We start from the raw sequence: 21203 nt of genomic DNA, 5'->3' as shown, positions 1-21203 counted from the left end.
TGAATGCTCTGCATGGGAGTTATAGTAACCATTGTTATTATTACCGACCTAACAAAAAGTGCGATCTTAATCACACTATGTGCGGTTTTGCTCTGCCAGCGGCTGCGGCCAGCGCGCGCCAGGAAAGAGCGACAGACGGATATTGAACAGATGAAACAGCGGCGCAAACAGCGCATTTTCCTGCTGCGCCGCCGCCTCCAGCCGCAGCAGTAACACATCAAGCTCATGCAGCAGCGCCGGCGACGGCGTGCTGTCCAGCGTTTTTAGCCGCTGCTTAAGAAACTGACTCAGCTCGTGAAACATGGCTGCGCTTTCTATCTGGTTCGCCAGCAGCAGGTGCCGATGACGGGTGTAATAGTCATAGCAGTTAGCCCCGAGCCAGGCTTCCGCAATCAGGTTACCGCCCGCCACCAGTTCCGGTGCCGGATCGACACGTTTACGCGGCAGAATCACGTTTACCCTGTCCAGCGTGCGTGCGACAAATTGCTGCCGCGCCGTCAGCGTGGCGGTGTTCATGCGCAGCGCGGTAATAAACTGCAGCAGATCGCGAATGCCTTTGCGCAGCGCACGCGTGGCCGTCCACGCCGGGCGTTTGTTGCGAATCAGCAGCGTCAGCACCAGCGCAACGGCAATGCCCACCAGCGTGGAGATCATGGCATTCACTATGAGCTGCAAATCGGGTTTGAAATGGTGGCTCATGCCGATCAAACCGGGGATCTGCGTGGCGACGATGAGACCGATCAGGTTGGTTGACGGATTGGCGATCACCAGCCCTAAAGCAAACAATCCCGGCGCGAGGCAAATCACCAGTGCTTCAAACGTCACCGCCTGCGGAATCAGCAGCGTGACGTAAATCAGGCTGATCGCCATGGAGATCAGTACGCCCTTCAGAAACAACTTCATCGGCGCGATGGGGCTATCCAGCCCGGCGAAGAACGAACACAGCACCGCCGCCATCATCGGCGCGGTTGAACCATCACGCCAGCCGCTGCCAATCCAGAACAGGCAGCTGGCAAAAGTGGCGATGAAGGCAGTAAAGCACGACAGCAGCAGCAGACCTTTATCGACATGCTTGTGCGCGCGTGAGGCCTTGCCCGGTTTCACCGCTGGCGTCCAGTCACTGACGCGCTCGCTGACGCTGTGGTAAGCATCGGCAATACGGACAAAATTGAGTAACCGTTCCAGCAGGCCGATGAGCAAAATGCTCTCTTCACTGTTAAGCCGCCCTGCGCGCCAGGCCTGCTGCAGCTGCTCCTGAGCGTCGGTGAGGCGATCGCGCACCGGCTGCTGCGCGTCGCCGTTCAGCCATTGTAAAAATTGCTGAAAGGCCGTCGCGACATAATCGGGAAAGCGGATCTGCTGCTGTGCCAGCAGATTCAGCCGCGATTCAATGGCGGTGAGCGTCGGGATTAGGTACGACAAATGCTGATACTGCACGCTGACCAGCCGCACCAGCCGCCGCGCGGCATCACCTTCATAGACGCAGTGAGTGATCAGCGTTTCGACGTTAAGCGGATAGTTGGCCATCTGCACCAGAATATCCTCGCGCTCCAGTGATTTTGCCGCGGGCATCGCCGTCATCAGCTCGCTACACAATTTACGCGCGTTCTGATACCACAGCCCGACGCTCTGTTCGAGCAGATGACGCATCGAAACCGGGAAGATCAGCCGATGCACCAGGCTGCTGCAGACAATCGCTACAGTGATTTCCTCAATGCGGGAAATCACCGTATAGGTAATGGCGCCGGGCGAGGTCACATCGGGAAAGCCCATAATGGCGGCGCTGTAGCCGGCCAGCATAAAGACGTAACTTTTTGGCGTGCGGTCGTGCAGCGAGAGATACAGGCAGATGGCAACCCAGAGTGAAATACACAGGCTGAACAGCATCGGCGACTGGACCGTAGCCGGATAGATCAACAGAGTAAACAGTCCGCCCAGCACGGTGCCAAAAAAGCGAAACACCGATTTGGACACCGTCGAAGCGGAATACAGCTGCGAGGCAACATACACGGTGGTCAGTGACCAGGCGGGTTTGTCCAGGTTGAGTTCCAGCGCAAGATAAAAAGCCAGAAAGGCGGCCAGACAGGTTTTGGCAGAGAACAGCACGGCGCTTCGGGAAAACCACTTCATAGAACGGGAGCAACCTATAGCAGGCAACGTTATCGCTTATCCTGACAGAAGCCTGCGGCGTTGACATTTTGATTTGTTATACAAATTATTACCGTGCTAATTATCCGGTTCTCTATGCAACTTGCCCATTACAGTGAATGCTGATGCAGGCTGGAATTAGAGTTATAAGCGATATTAAAAAGTTATTTATTGGTTATATAGCAACTTTGCCAGGATGGAGGAAAAACCACGAGAGACGTCCCATGAAAGCACAACGTTTTGCCCTGAGCGCACTGGCACTCAGCTTCGGCCTGCTCGCCACGCACGCCTTTGCCGCCAACCCGGAAACCGTCACCATCGGCTATCAGAAAGCCAACATTTTTGCGCTGCTGAAATATCGCGGCACGCTGGATGAGACCTTCAAAAAAGAGGGTATTGCGGTGCGCTGGGTGGAATTCCCCGCCGGCCCGCAAATGCTGGAGGGGTTGAACGTGGGCAGTATCGATCTGGCCGCCACCGGCGATTCGCCACCCGCCTTCGCGCAGGCGGCAAAAGCCGATCTGATTTATCTCGGACATTCACCCGCCAACCCTAAAACCGAAGCCATTGTGGTACCGAAAGACTCACCCATCAAAAGCGTGGCCGATCTCAAAGGCAAACGCATTGGCCTGAACAAGGGTTCAGACGTCAATTATCTGCTGGTGAAAGCGCTGGAAGATGCCGGGCTGAACTATAAAGATGTCACGCCGGTGTACCTGCCGCCGGCCGATGCGCGCGCCGCCTTCCAGAAGGGCGCAATCGATGCCTGGGTGATCTGGGATCCCTACCTGGCAGAGGTCGAAGCCAACGCCGGCGCGCGTGAAGTGCGCAACGCGGAAGGTCTGGTGCCGCACTACACCTTCTATCTTGCCAGCCGCCCGTTTGCCGAAAACCACCCGCAAACGGCTAAGCAGGTGGTTGACGAGTTGAGCAAGCTGAGCGACTGGGCCAATCAGCATCAGGATGAAGCCGCCGCGATTCTGGCGAAATCCACCGGTCTGGATAAATCCATCTGGCAGACCACGCTGCAACGCCTGCCTTATGGCGCGTCACGCATGTCACCGCAGGTGTTTGCGGAACAGCAGGCGCTGGCGGACACCTTCACCCGCGTCGGCCTGCTGCCGGTGAAGGTTGATGTGCGCAGCGCGACCTGGTCGCTGGATAAGAACTAACCCCTCTATGTTCTGGCGATTAAGCGCCTGACCTGAAGCGGAGTAAGCCCGTTTTCCACGGCCGGACGGTAAGTTACCGCATCCTGAGGGAAAACTTATCGCCCTCCGCTTAACCTTTCACAATGAAGGCATGCCGGCTCACCTGATCACATCGACCGGTACCTGACGTTAATTCAGCTGATTTTCAGCTTAAACAGCCGATTCATTGCCACCCGGCCTGAATCGGTTACGTTGACTTCACGATATCCCTGTATACGCTTTACCCATTCTTTTTGCAGGAAAAGCGTAAACAGGGCTGAGCCCGCGTCACCGCCGAGGTGGAAACGCCTTTCACTCCAGTCCAGACAGGGGCAACAGGGCTTGCGCCGTGTGCGGGAATTCAGCATAACGCCCATGTTCTCAAAATGCATTTTGCCGGCTGATGTCAGTCCCGACCCCTCTGCTTCCAGCCAGTTTTCCCGCAGCATAAAGTCATAAATTTCGACAGCAAGCTCGCCGGCCAGATGGTCATAGCAGGTGCGTGCATAACGCAGATGAAGCGGCGTACTGGAAACGGGGGCCTTAATGGTCCCCATGGAAACCCCCATCAGGTTTTCCAGTAAGCCGGCGATAGGGTGGCCAGCCAGACTGTAATAGCGATGACGACCCTGCATCAGGCAACTAACCAGACCGTTGCTAAGGAGTCGGTTCAGATGCCCGCTGGTTGTCGAGGCTGCTATGCCAGCCACTACGCTAAGTTCGGTCGCTGTCCATGCGCGCCCGTCCATCAGCGCGCACAGAATAGTCACCCTTGACGGGTCTGCCAGCGCAGATGCCACCATTGCCATTGATGTTTCAAGGACATTATCCGGCTCACTTTCGCGCATTTGGTTAACAAGGTTCATTCAGAAGCTATTGCCCATTTTCGGGTTACTTCGGCTGCCCGGACATCATCATCCGTAATGAGAATGAGCCGGTTACGGTGGTCGCTGTACTGTACCAGAATATTGATGCCGTTCCGGGCAAGTGTGTCAGCGATTTCGCCCAGCTCTCCGGGACGTTCCTGCGCTAATTTTCTGACCAGAGGACGACATACGTTGCCGACTTCAAAACCGGCTTCAGTTAATACCGTACGCGCTTTATACCCGTCTTCAACCAGAAAGTGTGCATGCCCGCCTTCCGGTGTTGTAAATACGCCACCCCCTTCAAGACCCACACCGTTTTTCCCCAATACACTCCCCAGTAAACCTAGCGAGCCCGGGCTATTTTTGAGAATAACGTGAATGTCATGCATGCGGATTGGTGCCCTTATCAGAAGAGTAATCACGGAATACGCTGGCTACCCGTATCCTGTAGAATGAAAAAATCGACTGCCTGCCTTCTTGCTGCGCGGCCTGATGCATCACATTGCGTTTCCACCTGGCGACAGCATCCTCATCTTCCCACCAGGACAAAGAGAGGATCTTGCCGGGCGTGGTCAGGCTCTGGAAGCGTTCAATGGAAATAAATCCGGGCGTGTCGGATAAAAGAGGCTTCAGCTCAGAAGCAAGTTGAAGATATCGCTCCTGAGCTGCTGGCAGGGCTTCTGCCTCAAAAAGTACTGCAATCATGGTCCGCTCCGTCGTTTATTTTCGGACAGCTTAATGAAGACGAAACCATGTTGCTTCGGCCGGTACCGAAGTGTGTGTGTTAGCGAAGCCACCGGCATGGATAAGCGATAAACAGCATGCTCAGGAGTTAAACGGCGGGAATGTGGAACCACTGGCTATGGCCGCTTCTGATACAAAGCGGATTCATATACACTTCGATATCTGGTACAAGCGAAAAAAGACATTACGAGCAGCTTTGGACTCAAACCCTGATGACTTTATAAAAATGGCATCAATACTAAAATTTATGCTTATCCTGGAATGGAGTTATACCTCTGAACATAAATATAAGAACTGCCCAGGCAGCTGATATCGATGGCATGTTTCATGTCAGAATCTCAGTTATCGAGAATCATTTGAGTCGTGAGGAAATGCGGCGAATCGGGATTACCGAAAACGTAGTAGCTGATTTGATTGAAAAGAGTCGCTGTGCATGGGTTGCGACTGATGACGAGAAAATTATTGGTTTCTCTATGATTTTACCTGATGAAGGCTGCCTTTTTGCTGCCTTTGTTCTCCCGGAGTACGAAGGCAGGGGTATAGACCGCAGGCTTGTTGAACTCGCGGAGAATGAATTATTCAGGCATCATGAGATTGCCTGGCTTGAAACTGACAAACAAAGTCGTGCAGCAAAATTTTATATACAGCTCGGCTGGGGCAATAAAATTGACATCAATGACACTGATATCAGATTAGAGAAACATCGCTGAGTGAAATCCACAGCAATATTCATTGATGTCCGCTCATGGCACAGAGCGCACCGTCTGGTCGGTCAGAAACTATTTTGCCCGGGCAATGCTGACATATAGGCATCACCCCAAAGCCGGCATTCCAGGCTGGACTTGTCTACTTCAAGGCAGAGATCGACATCCCCGGCGAATCCACGTTGCATCAGCTCTATTGCAGACGAACACTCCCGTAAAAGCACCAGGTTTTGCTTCTGGTAATGCTGCCAGACAGCCACCGCAGCCTCTGCTTCTGGTGAGCAATTTTGACGCCCCATTGCAGCAATAATTCCGCCAGCAGCCACATAATCCTCAATACTGGGTCGAAGGCTACCATCGGGCCAGCGTTCTCCACAGGGAATTACCAGCACACGGCTGAAGGAACGGCAGGCATTCGCGGTCGCAGATATGTTTCTGAAACAGCCGCTCAACACTGCTATTCCTGCATCCCTTGCTTTGAATGAAACAGCTGAACCGTTAGGCGATGGGAGGACCAGTTTTTCACCCTCGCTTATGTTTCTTAGCGAAGCCGGCGATAGGCTGTAACCTTCACCGCTGAATCGCCTGTCCGGACTTGCTGTGCTGGCTCCCATTTTCAAACCATATTCAATAGCAGAAGCATCTTTCCAGGGGTACGGATAGACACAGGCACCATTATTGACAGCCATACTGACGCAAGTTGAGAACGACATAACGTCAACAATGACAGCGCAGTCGACTTCCCCGGCAAGATGCTCTACCGCAGGCAGTCCCCACTCAAGACGAACCGCAAATTTTTCCTGACTGAACCATTGCACGAGGCTTTCTCCGTTATTCCCACGCCCTGTTTTGCATCACCACCCGGTACCCGTCGGGATCGACGAAGGTTTGCCCATTCACATCCCAGTAAGGATTAAAAGAATTCGTCCGTTTAAAACCCGCTTCGATCATGGTTTCGCATGCCAGCTTCCATGCATTTTCATCCGGATAATAGAGGACGAGGAGATCGTCTTCGGTTGGCGAGGGTTGAACGGGATGTCCCGGGCAGCAGGTGAATTCGAGGTGCCAGTCGAGGTCTTTTCGCCCCAGCATCACGCCATTGAAGCCGTCGTGATCGTGGAATTCGGCAATTTTTTGCAGACCCAGTCCCTGACTAAACATCAGAACCGATCGTTCAAGCTGGGAGACGGGTCTGGCAATGCGCATGTGCGTAAACATCTGGCTTGACTCCTGAAAACGTTTTTCTGGGTGTTGTTAACCAGGTAGAGTTTACACATGATCGGGCTGGTCATTTGTCGATGAGAGCCTGCGCAACCTGCCCTGCCCGCGTTGTGCACGTCAGGCTACAGCACCGCGGCGGTATAACCCGAACGGCAGCAACGGTTATTCAGGTTTCCCGATCGGCGCGCTGCGCAGCGGGCGACAAATCACGCTCATGGCAACGGCGCTGCACAGGGGAAACAGCGCCAGCAGCAGCCAGGGATAAATAGCCTGCGTTGAAGGGACAAGCGCGTTGTCCAGCAGCGGTCCAGACATTAAATTTCCGGCCAGCACCACGAAGCCGCCGGCGGTGGCAAGGGCGCCGTAATGCGCCCCCAGCGTCGCGGGGTCGGCAAAACGGGGAATCAAATCCTTGGCCGACGGCACCAGCAGCATCTGGCCGAATGTTAAAAACGTCACCAGACACACCGCAGGGATCAATCGCAGCCAGCCGTCAGGCGGGGTTGTCGACGCGAACAGGGCCACGCTGGCAAACGCGGCGGAGAGCAGCAAAAAACCCACCGGTAAAACATTTACCGTTCCCACGCGTCGTGCAAAGCGCGCCAGCGGCAGCTGAAAAGCGATGATCAACACCGAAGCCAGCATAAAGAGCGGGCCGAGATCTTTCTCGCTGCCGCCTGCTCGCCGAATCTCCACTGGCAACGCCAGATACAGCTGGTTGTAGCTCAAAAGCCACGAGCTGTAAGACACGATGAAAGCGACAAAACGCGGCTGGCGGAAGGTCATCCACCAGGGGACAATTTTCAGCGCCTGTTTGCTGTTACCTGTAGCAGGGAGAAAAAAGTACAGCACAATCAGCGCGACGACAAAGACCGCGGCCCCTGCCAGCGCCACCTGGCGGAAACCGAATCCGGTCAGCAGTGCGCCAGCCACCGGGCCCAGTACGGCACCGAGTTCGCCGCACACCGCAAACAACGCAAACCACTCAGCGCGGCCGCGCTTGCCTTTGGCCTCGCTTTGCGTTCCCGCTTTGGCCAGCAGCGCTTCAATCGACGGGGAAAACAGCGCACCGCCGATGCCCGTCAGACAGGCGCCCAGAATGATCGGCCACAGCGATTGCCCCAGCGCCAGCAACAGATAACCTGCAATCCGGACCAGACAGCCACACAGGATAATGATCTTTGCGCCGTACCGGTCAGAGAGCGCACCGCCCAGCAGAAACATCCCCTGCTGGGAGAACGTGCGTAATCCCAGAATCAGGCCGATAACGCCGCCGGAGAGCAACATATCATCGCGTAAGAATATCGCCAGAAAGGGAACGACCGCGTAAAAGCCAATGTTGAAAACAAACTGGCTGCCCAGCAAAACGCCCGGGCGCAGGGTAGAGACAGGCCGCAGCGAGAACGGAAGCATGCTACCTGACCCTAAAGAATGAAATGAATGTGCTTCTTGCCATGAAAGCGGGAGATCTCAATTTTGGTTTTCACCCGGAATACCTGCCAAAGCAGCGCCTCGGTCAGGATATCCTGCGGCGTGCCGGTTGCGATGATTTGACCGTTCTGCATCACGATCAGCGAATCACAGAACATCGATGCGTGGTTGAGATCGTGAATGGCGACAATGCTGGTAACCGGTAACTCGCTGATCAGCTGCATTAATTGCATCTGGTGATGGATATCCAGATGGTTGGTGGGTTCGTCCAGCAGAATTTCGCTCGGCGTTTGCGCCAGTGCGCGGGCAATGTGCACACGCTGACGTTCGCCACCGGAGAGACTCAGCCATCCCTGCTCACTTTTCTCCAGCATGTCCACGCGCTGCAGAGCGGCCGTCACGGTCTCGTCATCGTGCGCGCTCCAGTTAGAAAACGGCGAATGATGCGGAATGCGCCCCAGTTTCACCACATCGCGCACACGCATATTGGCGTCAGTCATGCCGTGCTGCTCGACGAATGCCACCCGGCGGCCAAGCTGTTTGCGGGCGATGCGGACGATATTTTGCCCGTCCAGCGTCACACAGCCGGTATCCGGGCGCCGCAGGCCGGCAAGGATGCGCAGGAGAGAAGATTTACCGCAGCCGTTTGGACCAATCAGCCCGACAGTTTCACCACGGGAAATGTGCAGCGATACGTTATCGACGATGACCTTTTTTCCGACCTTCCAGCTAATGTTGTCAGCGGAGATACTCATTATTTATTCCCCGAACGCCAGATAATCACCGCAAAGAACGGTACGCCAACCAGCGCGGTCACAACGCCCACCGGCAGGCTTTGCGGGGCAATCAGCAGGCGCGACGCGATATCTGCCAGCACCATCAGAATGGCACCGGCCAATGCGCTGGCAATCAGCAACGTGCGATGCAGCGGACCAAAGAAGAAACGCATGACATGCGGCACCACCAGGCCAATAAAACCAATCGAACCGGCCATGCTGACGATGGTGGCGGTGATAAGCGCGGTGGTGATAAAGAGCGCAAGGCGCACCTGAGGCACCGCAATACCCAGCGAGGCAGCCGCATCGTCACCAAAAGTGAACGCATCCAGCGCCCGGGAATAGTAGAGGCAAATGGCCAGTCCGAGGGTCACTACCACCAGCACCAGCTGGAGTTCCGGCCAGCGCACGCCACTGAAGCTGCCCAGCAACCAGAACATTACATCGCGCGCCTGCTGCGCACTGGCAGAGGTGCTGATGGTATAAGCGGTGATGGCATTAAACAGCTGGGAAGCCGCAACGCCAGCCAGGATGGTGCGTTCATTACCGCCACGTGCCCCTTTCGTCAGAAAAGCGACAAAGGCAAAGGCAGTGAAGGCGCCGGCGAAGGCTCCCGCCGACAGCGAGACGGCCCCGCTGCCGATGCCCAACACCACGACAGAAACCGCCCCGGTGGAGGCACCGGCAGAGACACCGAGCACATAAGGCTCAGCCAGCGCATTCTTCAGCAGGCTTTGCAAAACGGCACCGCAAATCGCCAATCCAGCGCCACAGCACGCCGCCACCAGCGCCCGGCTGAGGCGAAAGTCCCAGATCACACTTTCGTAGATGCGGCTCAGGGGAACGTGCGTGAGCCCCATTTTATTGCTGATGGCATAAAAGACGCTTTTTAGCGGGATCGACAGCTCCCCGACGCTGACACCGGTCGCAATCACCAGCAATAATAACGTCACGGCAGCCAGCAGCGAGGCGGTCAGGAACAGCCCCTGTCGCGCCTGAACAACAGCGATGGTCATCAGTTCAGTTCCAGTTTTCTCAGCTGCTCACCCACCTGTTCGGCCCCGTAGATAGTGCGGATGGTCGGGTTCATGGCCTGGCCATCCATCACCACGATGTGGCCTTTTTTTACCGCATCCAGCTGGCTGACGGCAGGATCGCTTTTCAGGAATTTGATTTTCTCTTCGGCTTTATCCAGCGCCCAGCGATTGCGATCGAGACTGGAGACCACGATCACATCCGGATTGGCAGCGATGATGCTCTCCCAGCTGACCGTCGGCCATTCGGTCTCTGACGTGATGGCGTTGTGCCCGCCCAGCACGCTGGCGATGAATCCGGATGGACTGTTTTTACCGCCCACATAGGCATCCGCAGACGGTGACGAGCTTGAGAACCAGAACACAAACGAGAGATCTTTCTTGCTGCTACCAAACTCCTGACGCAGTGCCGCTTCACGTTTTTTGAAATCGGCAATCACCGCCTGGCCACGATCTTCCACGTTGAAAATTTTGGCGAAGTCCTGAATCTCCTGATACAGGAACGTCATATCCTACAGCTGCTGGCGACTGCCATACATATCCCCTGCGGCTTTTTTGGTGGCGCACATTCCAGGCGACACATAACTGTTCACGCCAAGGGTGATTAAATCTTCGCGTTTTGCCACCTTGCTCTCGGGTCCCAGCAGCAGCGGCGTCTGGGCTGGAACGAAGTCCGGATTTTGCGCCAGCACGGATTCGAGGGTGGGGATTTCAACCGTCAGCGTTTTGATTTTTGCATTCTGTGCAGCCAGCTGTGGCAACACTTTGGTTGGCCAGAAAGCGCTGGCGATGACCTTATCCTGCAGGCCGAGCAGCAGCAAAATTTCTGCGGTATTTTGCCCCAGCGCCACCACGCGCTCAGGCGGTTTGGTGAAGGTCTCTTTATAGCCGCAGTTTTCAATCGTGAGAGGATAAGTGGTGGCCAGCGCAGAACTAACCGATGCAAACACCAAACATAACGTGCAGATGACCTTTTTCATTAACCCCTATCCCCATTGATAATCTTTTGAGAAGCCCGCGCCGCTTTAATGCAAATGAAACTCATTAACGAAGCGGGCTTTTATACAATGGGCACTTTAAGGTGTCAACGGGAGATTGTTTCCCTGAGTTATCATCGTCATGGGCCTGCCGGGATCGCATACCGGACGTTCTGTAAAAGCCTGTCCGCAGCCAGCCGGTCCCCTTCCCCCGCTGGCGTAACGTATTTAATGCGCAGAGCGTGCCAGGCCAGCATTCGCTTCGCGGCACCGGGTTAGAGGCATCCACCGATTCAGGCCTGACGCTGACCGCACTCAGCGATGTTTACCGGTTGCCTGCGCTTTTCTGACAGCTGCAGACTGAGCATCGCCAGCAGAATAAAGGCCACCGACATGCCGATCAGCCCGTAAAAGCCGGCGAGTGGATATATCCATGATGCGACCGCAGAGCCAAAGCCGATACCACCAAACATGAAGGCACTGGTCAGCGCCAGCGCAATGCCGCGATGGCGGACTGATGCCAGCTCGACGATCCGGCGCTGCTGGCTGGGCCAGAGCAGATCGGTGGCAAACGCCCAGACCACCAGTGCCGCCAGCAGCACGCCCAGCGCTTTCGGCAGCACGGCGATAAGCGCCGTATCGACGATGAGCAACGTCATGCCGCTCAGCAGCAGCTTCTCAGCGGTAAAGCGTGTCGCCGCGCGGGTGACCCAGAGATTGCCCAGCACCCCGGCAACGCCCAGCACGGCCAGCGCTGCGGAGACCGCATGCGTGCCGCCAGTGTAGGTGTCGCGAATGAGCGGCGCGATAAAAGCGTAAAAGCTGTAAACGCCGGAAGTAATAAAAAACACCACCAGGAAGGCCGTCAGGTATTTACCATCGGCCAGCACGCCGGCCATCTCACGCAGGCGGATGCGCGTCCCGGCACTGTCATCCGGCACCGTCAGCAAAATGTTCAGCCCGCTCAGCAGACTTAGCAATCCGACCAGCACAAACAGGGCTTTCGCGCCCCACAGGCTGGCTACCCAGGCGGCGAGCGGAATACCGGCAAGGCTTGCCATCGATACTCCGAGCAGTACCATGCCGATGGCCCGGCCGCGCTGCTGTTCATGGACCAGTTCGGAGCCCAGCGCAACCAGCACCGGACCGATGAACCCGGCGCCTGCCCCCATCAGGATGCGTGAGGCGAGCAGTGCGTTGTAGCCCGGCGACAGCACAAACGCGAAGGCGCCCAGGCTAAACAGTGCAATGCCGGTGAGCACCAGCCGGCGACGGTGCAGGTGACCAAACAGCACCTGCACCAGCGGAGCCGCCAGCGCGAAGGTGAGTCCGAAAACACTCAGTAAGCGCGCGCTCTGCGCATCAGTCAGCTGCCAGGCTGCAGAGATGGCCGGCAGACTGCCAGCGACAGACAGCGCGCCGGTAGCCTGTACGAAGTAGGCAATGCTCAGCGCACGCAGCGCGCGGCGCTGGGAAGAGGTGATGACAGCGTTCATTATTTCTCTCCGGCATAAACTTCAGGGGCGCTGCCCCTGAAATGTTTACTGAACAGGAATCGGGTTATCCGCTACAGACTGGTTGAACTGATTCACCAGCGTATGCTCGTTCGCGCCCGGGTTATCGCGCACCGGCAGCACGCGGTCGACAATCGCTTCGATGGTGTCGGTACCCAGCTTTTCAAACGTCTCGCTGATGAAGGCGTCCAGTGGCATGGCGCGCGGGTCGCCGCTTTTGTAAATCAGATCGGTATCCACCCACGGCGGTGAAATTTCAATGACCTGCACGCCGGTATCACGCAGCAGGAAGCGCTGCGACAGGGTATAGGAGTGAATCGCGGCCTTGGTGGCCGAGTAAAGCGCGTTGGTCGCCAGCGGCAGGAAGGCCAGCACCGAGCTGTTGTTAATCAGCACCGCGTCCGGCTGCTGCTTCAGGTGTTCGATAAAGGCCGCACTGACGCGCACCGGTCCCAGAATGTTGGTGTTCAGTAGCGTCACCGCCTGCGCGTCATCCAGTTCGCCCGCCGCATTATCAAACGGCATGATGCCAGCATTATTGATGACCACGTTCAGGGCCGGATAGCGTTCCAGCACGCTCTGTGCGGCGGCCTGAATGCTGTCGGCGCGCGTGACGTCCAGCACCACATAGTCCATGCCCGGACTGGCGGCGGTGACTTCCTGCAGCAGCGCCTCGCGGCGTCCGGAGATGATCACCTGGTTGCCCAGCTGATGAAATTTTTCTGCCATTGCGCGGCCGATGCCAGAAGTGCCGCCCGTGATGAAGATGGTGTTATCGGTCAGTTTCATGATCTGATTCCTTAATGGGACAGTTATTAGGATTGCGATTCTGAATAAGGGGGCGTTCAGTGCACAGAGACGGGCCGATAGCGTTCAGCCGGCGCGTCGCTGCCGAGGTGCGGCATCATGGCCTGACGCGCCTGCTCATAGCGGGTCCAGAGCGCTTCGTCCTGCAGGGACGGAATGGTAACGAGCTCGCCGCGGGCGAAGCCGGTGAGCGCCGCATCAACCATCTCCTGCGCGCTCATGACGATGTTCGGGTCAAGCTGGTCAACCGGCAGACCGCCGTTATCCCAGAACGGCGTCGCGGTAGCGCCAGGCAGTACGGCCTGCACCTGAATCCCCTTACCGGCCAGTTCATGGTGCAGCGACTGACTGAACGCCAGCACGTAAGCCTTGCTGCCGCCGTAGACACCATTCAGCAGCTCAGGCGCAATGCTGACAATAGAGGCGATGTTGATGATGGCGCCGCGTCCGCGCGCCACCATGCCTGGCACCAGCGCATAGGTCAGGCGGGTCAGCGCGATGACGTTGAGGTTAATCATGGCGTTCATCTGCGCCACGTCGCTGTCCAGCAATGGGGTATGGGTGCCGATGCCGGCGTTATTCACCAGCAGCGTAATGCTCGCGTCCTGACGCAGCTTCTCTTCCAGCGCGTTCAGCTGTGCGGCATCGGCCAGGTCCGCGGTGATGACTTCCACGCTGCGGCCGCTGTCGGTGGTGATGTGTTCAGCCAGCTGGTTCAGGCGGTTGTGATTGCGGGCCACGATGATCAGGTCATAGCCCATGCGTGCCAGGCGGCCGGCGTACAGTGCGCCCATACCGGTAGAGGCACCGGTGACAACGGCAGTGCCGCGGTTGGTGTGTGTCTGCTGCGTCATGATATTCACCTTGTCAGTTATCGGGTTGGTGAATTCATAGTACGCAGTCGCGCACCGGCGCGGCTGACGAGAAAGGTCGTGATTTCGGACAACATGATGACCGGGATTCCGGCCATCGTGATCAGAAGGCGTTCAGGCGGGACAGCCCGCGTCAGGCTTTACCGGTACGCAGCGACTGCGGCGGGATGCCGTAACCGCGAATGAACACTTCCCGCATATGGCGGCGATCGCGGAAGCCGGATTCACGGGCTATCACCTCCATCGGCAGCCTGCTCTGCTCGATCAGCAAGCGGGCGTTTTCCAGTCGTAATCCCTCAATGGCTTTGGCTGGCGACTTGCCCGTCTCAGAACGGAACAGGCGGCTGAGCTGCCGCGCGCTGAGGTGAACCGCATCCGCAAGGTCTTCGATGGTCAGCGCTTTGCTGAGATTGTTGCGCGCATATTCCAGCGCCGACTGCAGCCGGTCGCTGCGCGGAGAGAGCATCAGCATCTCAGAGTGCTGCGTCTGTCCGCCGGAGCGGCGGTGATGCATGACCAGCAGGTGCGCCACGCTGCGCGCCACTTCGGCACCGAGATCTTTCTCCACCATTCCCAGCGCCATATCCAGCCCGGCGGTGAGTCCCGCCGAGGTCCAGATGTGATCGTCAATTATAAAGATGCGGTCTTCTTCTATCCGCGTCGTCGGGTGCAGCAGTTGCAGACTCTGGGCATGTACCCAGTGCGTAGTGGCACGGCGCTCCGATAACAGACCGGCCTGCCCCAGCACGAATGCGCCGGTACAGATCCCGGCCACCCGTCGGGCCCGGGGTGCGTGCACCTGCAGAAAATCAACGATGCCCGCTGTGGCCGGCAGCTCCAGCGGCGTCATTACGCCTGCGACCAGCCAGGTATCCATTTCCATCTCTGCATGGATCGGCTGGCTGTCCACGCCGAAGCCGGAAGAGGACTGCACCGTGCCACCGCGCTCTGAATAAACCGTGCAGTGGTAAAACGGTTCGCCGTTTACCTGATTGGCAAACTCAAAAATACTCAGCGTGGATAATCCCAGAACCTGGAAATAATCGGAAATCAGTAAACCTACCCGGTGCATCGTCGTCTCCTTCAGTCGTCCGGCACCGTCTGCCACACTGTGTCCGGCCTGATGTTAAGCAGGGTGAGCGATGACAATAACCCGATTTCGCTCAGCGGTATCACCTGCGGAAAAATAAAAAAGGCGATGACACCGACCTGCTGCGGATCTTCTGCGCCGTTTTATGTTAAGAGTACCCGATCGGGCAGTTCGCCAGGCATAGGGTTTTAAACAGGCGGCCATTGCCCAGGTCATCAACCAGAGAAAAAACCATGAAAAAATCGATCGTTCCTGAAGAATTTCAGCACTATTACCATGACTGGCACTTCTCTCCCGTTATCGAAGCCGATGGCACCCTGTATCTTTCCGGTGTGACGGCAGCGCGGAAAGACAAACCGATAAGTACCCATCCTGAAGAACAATTCCATGATGCGTTTTATAAGCTGGGTGTGTATTTAAACGCTGCCGGACTGGGCTATGAACATATACTGGAGATGACCACTTTTCATATCGATCTTAAAAAACACATCGGGGTATTTTCTAAGGTCAAAGATGCGTATATCAAAGCCCCCTACCCGGCATGGTCTGCCATCGGCGTGTCAGAGTTCATTCCGGAGAATGCCCTGGTAGAAATGCGGATTGTGGCGAAAAGAGTGCTTCAGGCGGATGGACAAAAATAACCGCAACCGCCGCTTCCGTAACAGGGCTGTGATTACAGCCCTGCTTCTTCCGCATTTATTCAGTTTTTCCCTGCATCAGCTGCCGGTATTTCATGCTGTCGTTGTACATCTCATGGAATACGCGGTACTTACGGTCGTAATACTCTTTGATTTTGTTGGTCTGCGGCGTGATGGTCTTACCGATGCGGCTCATGGCGGCCATCGCTTCGGGCAAAGAGTCGTACGCGCCCGCCGCCACAGTGCTCATCATGGCGCTGCCGAGCAACATGGCTTCACTCTCTTCCGGCAACAGCATCGCGCAGCCCGTCGCGTTGGAGTGCTCCTGTACAAAGATGGGATTTTTGGTGCCGCCCCCGCTGGCCATAATGGTATCAATGCAGTAACCACTCTGGTTCATGGTTTCAATAATGTGGCGAGTGCCAAGCGCCAGCGCCTGGATGGTAGCGAGATAATGCAGCGCCATATCTTCCGGTGTGCGTGACAGTTTCAGGCCAGTCAGCGTGCCGGTCAGGGTCGGATTGGCACGCGGTGAGCGGTTGCCGTGGAAATACGGCAGCATATGAATGTCTTTGGTCAGGAAGGCAATATTCTCGGGTTCACCCGCCATCTTGCGCAGAATGCCGTTGAGTACCTCATAGATGGTTTTGCCGCTGTCTTTACCCTGCTTAAGCAGATCCTGATAACACGGATGCGACTGAATCACATGGTCAATCAGCGCGCCGGTGGTAGATTGCCCGCCTTCGTTCAGCCAGTAATCCGGCAAAATCGCCGAATAGTACGGCCCCCAGATGCCGCCGATATAGCGCGCGCTGCGCGACATCGCCATATGGGCCGTGGACGTGCCGCCAATCAGCGCAATGCGGTTGTCAAAATCCGCTGATTCGCCAGATGCGCCGCTGGCACCGAGAATACCGAGGCTGCCGGCGTGCGCATCAATAATCGAAACGCTGACCGCCGTGCCCGCCATTAACCCCATCTCTGCGGCAGCGCGCTGCGTCAGGCCATGCCCCAGCGGCTCACCCATGGTTTTCACTTCGCTGCCGATCTTTGCCGCGTTGTTTTCCAGTAAATCCTCCAGGCCAATCTGGCGGAAATAGCTCGGATCCCAGCGGTCTTCATGGCCGATATAGGTCCATTTGCAGACGGTTGAGCACAGCGATCGCGTAGTATCCTGGGTGGCGCGCCAGGTGAGAAAATCCGGCAGGTCGAACAGATGTCCGACGTTGCTCCAGGTGGTCGGCATGTGCTGTTTCAGCCACAGCAGTTTGGGGGTCTGCATTTCCGGCGAGATAATCCCGCCGACAAACTCCAGCACGCGATGGCCGGTGGCATTGATGCGTTCTGCCTGCGTGATAGCGCGGTGATCCATCCAGACAATAATGTTCTGCTCGCTGCGCCCGGTCGGGCTGACGGTCAGCGGTTTGCCTTCTTTATCCAGCACCACCAGCGAACAGGTGGCGTCAAAACCGATGCCTTTCACCTGAATCGGGTTGATATCCGCCTGACTGACCACGTCTTTAATCGCGTTACACACGGACTGCCAGATCTCATCAGAGGATTGCTCAACAAAATCAGCTTTCGGGCGGTAGAGCGTGATCTCCCGGCTGGCCTGGCCCAGCATACGGCCAGTCATGTCGAAGACGCCCGCGCGGGCGCTGCCGGTTCCTACGTCGACGCCAATAAAATAACTCGCCATGTTCTTTCCTTTCTTGAAAAGCTTTCGCTTATGATTTTCTGTTTTGCAGAGCGATAAACAGGATCAGGACACAACCCCACAGCGCCATGGTCAGGTAACTACTGACGCCCATCAGGTTCAGGCCGCTTTCCAGCATTTGCAGCACGATGAGCGCCAGCACCAGCCCAATCACCCGGCCAAAACCGCCGTCAGGGTTAATGCCGCCAAGCACCGAGGCCAGAATGGTCACCAGCAAATAGGAGTCGCCGTAGCCAGCCTGTGCCGAGTTAAATTTGGACATCATCAGCAGTGCCGCGCCCCACCCCAGCAGAGCAGAAAGCACATACACTGCGATGGTGACTTTATGCGTGTTGACCCCACTGAACCGCGTCGCCTGCTCGCTGGACCCCATCAGATACAAGCTGCGGCCGAGCGTAGTGTGTTCCAGAAACACCCACAGCAGCAGCGCCACCAGCAGGAATAACACCAGGGCGACCGGGATACCCAGCAGGCTGCCGTTGCTGAGGTACTGAATTACCGGCGGGAAGCCGGAAATGACCGCGCCGTTGGTCAGCAGAATATTCAGCCCGGCGATCAGCGTCATGGTGCCGAGCGTCGCCAGAATTGGTGAAACCCCGATAAAGGCAATCAGCGCGCCATTGAGCACCCCAATCACCAGCGCCACACCCAGACCCGCAAGCAGCGCCAGCGCGACATATTCCGGCTGGTTCGGATGCGCCACCAGAATCGCCGCCATCACCAGCGAACACGCGTTGGCACCGGCAATGATCGAAAGGTTGATCCCGCCGGTCAGCATGGTAATGCCCATCCCCAGCGCCAGCATGCCCAGAATCGGTAACTGCGAGGAGATCGACTGGAAATTGCCGACGCTGTAAAAGCTGCCACCCAGCGTAAAGGAGAACAGCACGGCAACGGCCACGATGATCAGCAACTGCAAACGGATGATGCGGTCGCCGGGGAAGAATCGGTTTAACGTTGTCATGTCACATCCCCTTCGCCAGTTTGCGTTTTTCGTTCCACGCGGTGCTGCTAATGCTGACCAGAATGATCGCGCCGCTGAACACCTGATGCCAGTAAGATGAAATGCTAAGCAGGGTCATGCCATTTTGCAGGAAGGCCAGCAGCATCACGCCCAGAATGGTGCCGGTTAGCGAGCCGCGCCCGCCGGTCATGCTGGTGCCGCCTAATACCACCGCCGCCAGCACCGTCAGTTCATAACCGAGCAGGGAATTAGGTGCCACCGACTGGGTAATTTGCGCCTGTACCACGGCAGCAATACCCGCCAGCAATCCCATAAAACCGTAAACGTAAAAATGCAGTCGCAGGATGTTCAGACCGAGACGCGATGCGGCGTCACGGTTGCTGCCCATGGCGTAAATCTGGCGGCCCACGCGGGTGCGATTCATCAGGACGCCGGTAACGATGATCACCCCCAGCAGGCAAAGCAGCGGCAGTGTCAGCCCATAGTCGTAACCGTCGGCGGCGGTGAAGGAGAACCAGCTGATCCCGTTCATAAACCAGTCGGGGAAACCGTACAACCAGGTACCGTTAGTCAGATACACCAGCAAACCGTAAAACAGGTTGAGCGTCGCGATGGTGATAATGATGGCCGGCACGCGCAGCCAGTACACCAGAAAACCGTTGACCAGGCCGAGCAGCAACCCGATTCCCATCGACATGGCAAACGCCAGCGGAAAGCTGCCGCCGTGATGAATGATGTAGCTCGCCATCACGTACTGACCGATGGAGGTGACGGCGGGAAAGGAGATGTCGATGCCGCCGGCAATCAGCACCACAAACAGACCACAGGCCAGAATGCCCAGAATGGCATAGCTGGTGGCGACGTCAGTCAGGTTACCCAGCGTCATAAATTCACTGCTGCTGGCGCTCAGACCCACCACCAGCAGCAGCACCAGTAATCCCAGCCAGAATTCGTGCTGGGTAAACAGTTTCGATAGCGATTTGTTACCCATTAATCACCTCCGCAATCTGCGCCTCGCTGCTCTGGTGCGGCGCGAACTCCGCTACCAGTTCGCCTTTGCGCATCACCAGCACGCGATGGCTGTTGTAATACGCTTCCGGGATTTCATCGCAAATCATCAGCACCGCCATGCCGGATTCCGCCAGATCGCGGGCAATGCGGTAAATGCCTTCTTTATTGGCAATATCCACCCCTACCGTTGGTGAATCGAGGATCAGGATATGGGGCCGCGTCGCCACCCATTTGGCGATGGCGATACGTTGGGCATTACCGCCGGAGAGCGTTTTAACCGGTAAACTGCTGTCCGGAACTTTAATGTTCAGGTCTCGGATCAGATCCTTAACCACCGCAGCGGCTTTGCGGTGATCCATCAATCCGACGCCGGTATGCAGCTGGTCGAAAATCGATACCAGCGTGTTGTCATAAATGGATTGATCCATGATGAGCCCCTGCGTCAGCCGGTCTTCCGACACATAGGCGATGCCGTGACGAATGGCGTCGCGGTTAGAGTGGAATTTCACCACCTTGCCGTTAATGCGGATCTCTCCGCTGTCCGGCTGGCTCATGCCAAACAGGCTCAGACAGAGTTCCGTGCGGCCCGAACCGAGCAGGCCGATAATCGACGTGATTTCTCCCTGGCGCAGCGACAGCGAAATATTGTGATACTGACCTTTGCGACTCAACTGGCTGATTTCCAGCAGTGGCGTCACATCGGCGGGCGCCCGGTGCGGCAGATGGCTATAGGTGAAGCGCTGCCCGGTCATCAGGAACGCCAGTTCATGGCTGTCGAGTTCACTGGCCGGATAGGTGCCGACCAGTTTGCCGTCGCGCATCACGCTGATACGATCGGCGACTTCCATCACTTCATCGAGACGGTGACTAACGAACACCACGCAGATACCGGCGGCTTTGAGTTCATTCACCACCCGCAGCAGACCATTCACCTCGCTGCGGGTCAGTGACGCCGTCGGTTCATCCATAATCACCAGACTGGCGTCAGCAGCGATGGCACGGCATATTGCCACTAACTGGCGGTCAGCGATCGACAGCTTTTCAACTTTACGATCCGGATCCAGAGCAACGCCGACCCGTTGCATCGCCGCCAGCGCTTTTTTGCGCATTGACTCGCGATGTACCCAGAAATCACCGCCCGGTAAATAGCGGTGAATAACGATATTTTCGGCGACTGACAGATTGGGAAATAACGACAAATCCTGATAAATAACCTGAATGCCGTAATAAGAAGACAGCTGTGGCGTCAGGGTATGAAAGAGTTTTCCGTCCAGCGTGATGGCCGCGCCTTTTTCCGGTTGATAAACCCCGGAAATGACTTTAATTATAGTGCTTTTGCCGCAGCCATTCTGCCCGGCCAGACAATGCACTTCACCTTTATTCAGCGTCAGGCTGACATTATCCAGTGCTAATACGCCGGGGAACTTTTTACTGATTTTTTCGAGGCTGATAAAGGCCTCAGCATTAGCGGGGGACGTGCTGAGCGTATTCATCATAGA

General features: G+C 56.5%; 20 protein-coding genes and 1 pseudogene. 3 read left to right on the top strand and 18 right to left on the bottom strand.

Translation table 11 applies throughout. The annotated features are described in order from the left end of the window. Positions 1 to 75 precede the first annotated feature (75 nt). Entirely contained in the window at positions 76 to 2130 is a 2055-nt protein-coding gene (locus H7K56_RS09180; RefSeq protein WP_150360154.1) for an FUSC family protein, read from the bottom strand. Positions 2131 to 2372: 242 nt separating this feature from the next. Between H7K56_RS09180 and H7K56_RS09175 the strand changes: the two genes are divergently transcribed. Then, on the top strand, positions 2373 to 3320 hold the full coding sequence (locus H7K56_RS09175) for a sulfonate ABC transporter substrate-binding protein (RefSeq protein ID WP_150360153.1): 948 nt from the start codon (positions 2373 to 2375) through the stop codon (positions 3318 to 3320). Positions 3321 to 3493: 173 nt separating this feature from the next. Here H7K56_RS09175 and H7K56_RS09170 read toward each other — a convergent pair whose 3' ends face one another. The 3 genes from H7K56_RS09170 to H7K56_RS09160 are packed head-to-tail and all read right to left on the bottom strand — an operon-like array spanning position 3494 to position 4909. Then, on the bottom strand, positions 3494 to 4204 hold the full coding sequence (locus H7K56_RS09170; protein WP_132463522.1) for an ArsR/SmtB family transcription factor: 711 nt from the start codon (positions 4202 to 4204) through the stop codon (positions 3494 to 3496). Beyond that, positions 4201 to 4593: an amino acid-binding protein gene (locus H7K56_RS09165; RefSeq protein WP_132463519.1), complete on the bottom strand. Its 393-nt coding sequence runs from the start codon at positions 4591 to 4593 to the stop codon at positions 4201 to 4203. Before H7K56_RS09165 ends, H7K56_RS09170 begins: the two co-directional genes overlap by 4 nt. After that, a complete protein-coding gene (locus H7K56_RS09160) occupies positions 4586 to 4909 on the bottom strand; it encodes an antibiotic biosynthesis monooxygenase family protein (protein WP_150360152.1) in 324 nt (107 codons plus the stop codon). The genes H7K56_RS09165 and H7K56_RS09160 overlap by 8 nt, the downstream gene beginning before the upstream one ends. A gap of 395 nt (positions 4910 to 5304) precedes the next feature. Here H7K56_RS09160 and H7K56_RS09155 point away from each other — a divergent pair, with 395 nt between their 5' ends. Then, on the top strand, positions 5305 to 5658 hold the full coding sequence (locus tag H7K56_RS09155; RefSeq protein ID WP_249042693.1) for a GNAT family N-acetyltransferase: 354 nt from the start codon (positions 5305 to 5307) through the stop codon (positions 5656 to 5658). Between the two features lie 62 nt (positions 5659 to 5720). Here the strand turns inward: H7K56_RS09155 and H7K56_RS09150 are convergent, their stop codons facing one another. The 10 genes and pseudogenes from H7K56_RS09150 to H7K56_RS09105 form a co-directional block, all read right to left on the bottom strand. Beyond that, positions 5721 to 6470, bottom strand: a complete 750-nt coding sequence (locus H7K56_RS09150; protein ID WP_150360150.1) for a 2-phosphosulfolactate phosphatase — start codon at positions 6468 to 6470, stop codon at positions 5721 to 5723. A 13-nt stretch (positions 6471 to 6483) separates the two neighbouring features. After that, positions 6484 to 6870, bottom strand: a complete 387-nt coding sequence (locus H7K56_RS09145) for a VOC family protein (protein WP_150360149.1) — start codon at positions 6868 to 6870, stop codon at positions 6484 to 6486. A 165-nt stretch (positions 6871 to 7035) separates the two neighbouring features. Next, on the bottom strand, positions 7036 to 8286 hold the full coding sequence (locus H7K56_RS09140; protein WP_150360148.1) for an MDR family MFS transporter: 1251 nt from the start codon (positions 8284 to 8286) through the stop codon (positions 7036 to 7038). Between the two features lie 11 nt (positions 8287 to 8297). Then, positions 8298 to 9059, bottom strand: coding sequence for a siderophore ABC transporter ATP-binding protein EitC (gene eitC, locus H7K56_RS09135; RefSeq protein WP_059010049.1), 762 nt, complete (start codon positions 9057 to 9059; stop codon positions 8298 to 8300). After that, positions 9059 to 10096 carry a FecCD family ABC transporter permease gene (locus tag H7K56_RS09130; protein WP_150360147.1) on the bottom strand — a complete coding sequence of 346 codons (1038 nt, stop codon included), beginning with the start codon at positions 10094 to 10096 and terminating at the stop codon, positions 9059 to 9061. Before H7K56_RS09130 ends, eitC begins: the two co-directional genes overlap by 1 nt. Further along, a pseudogene (gene eitA / locus H7K56_RS09125) lies at positions 10096 to 11094 on the bottom strand (siderophore ABC transporter substrate-binding protein EitA). Before eitA ends, H7K56_RS09130 begins: the two are co-directional and overlap by 1 nt. Positions 11095 to 11384: 290 nt before the next feature. Further along, the gene (locus H7K56_RS09120) at positions 11385 to 12587 is read right to left on the bottom strand and encodes an MFS transporter (RefSeq protein WP_150360146.1); all 1203 of its coding nucleotides are present in this window, start codon (positions 12585 to 12587) and stop codon (positions 11385 to 11387) included. Positions 12588 to 12632: 45 nt separating this feature from the next. Beyond that, a complete protein-coding gene (locus tag H7K56_RS09115) occupies positions 12633 to 13394 on the bottom strand; it encodes an SDR family oxidoreductase (RefSeq protein ID WP_021508768.1) in 762 nt (253 codons plus the stop codon). A gap of 56 nt (positions 13395 to 13450) precedes the next feature. Next, complete coding sequence (locus tag H7K56_RS09110) at positions 13451 to 14266, bottom strand: SDR family NAD(P)-dependent oxidoreductase (RefSeq protein WP_150058823.1); 816 nt, start codon at positions 14264 to 14266, stop codon at positions 13451 to 13453. A gap of 151 nt (positions 14267 to 14417) precedes the next feature. Then, positions 14418 to 15356 carry a GlxA family transcriptional regulator gene (locus H7K56_RS09105; protein WP_104093495.1) on the bottom strand — a complete coding sequence of 313 codons (939 nt, stop codon included), beginning with the start codon at positions 15354 to 15356 and terminating at the stop codon, positions 14418 to 14420. 251 nt (positions 15357 to 15607) lie between these two features. Between H7K56_RS09105 and H7K56_RS09100 the strand changes: the two genes are divergently transcribed. Next, complete coding sequence (locus tag H7K56_RS09100) at positions 15608 to 16015, top strand: Rid family hydrolase (protein WP_150360145.1); 408 nt, start codon at positions 15608 to 15610, stop codon at positions 16013 to 16015. A gap of 55 nt (positions 16016 to 16070) precedes the next feature. On the opposite strand, the gene H7K56_RS09095 is transcribed toward H7K56_RS09100, so the two are convergent. From H7K56_RS09095 to H7K56_RS09080, 4 genes are read right to left on the bottom strand one after another with little or no spacing between them, the layout of a single operon-like run. Further along, positions 16071 to 17711: an FGGY-family carbohydrate kinase gene (locus H7K56_RS09095; protein ID WP_150360144.1), complete on the bottom strand. Its 1641-nt coding sequence runs from the start codon at positions 17709 to 17711 to the stop codon at positions 16071 to 16073. 28 nt (positions 17712 to 17739) lie between these two features. Next, positions 17740 to 18693: an ABC transporter permease gene (locus tag H7K56_RS09090; RefSeq protein WP_058758909.1), complete on the bottom strand. Its 954-nt coding sequence runs from the start codon at positions 18691 to 18693 to the stop codon at positions 17740 to 17742. 1 nt (position 18694) lies between these two features. Continuing rightward, positions 18695 to 19684: an ABC transporter permease gene (locus H7K56_RS09085; protein WP_021508774.1), complete on the bottom strand. Its 990-nt coding sequence runs from the start codon at positions 19682 to 19684 to the stop codon at positions 18695 to 18697. Further along, positions 19677 to 21197 (bottom strand): sugar ABC transporter ATP-binding protein, encoded by a 1521-nt coding sequence (locus H7K56_RS09080; protein ID WP_150360339.1) that lies wholly within the window; start codon positions 21195 to 21197, stop codon positions 19677 to 19679. The genes H7K56_RS09085 and H7K56_RS09080 overlap by 8 nt, the downstream gene beginning before the upstream one ends. Positions 21198 to 21203: the final 6 nt, after the last annotated feature.

It is taken from the genome of Pantoea dispersa, assembly GCF_014155765.1.
Classification (GTDB): domain Bacteria; phylum Pseudomonadota; class Gammaproteobacteria; order Enterobacterales; family Enterobacteriaceae; genus Pantoea; species Pantoea dispersa.
Note: the sequence above shows the minus strand (reverse complement) of the source record. Positions and strands in the feature narration are given on the sequence as shown.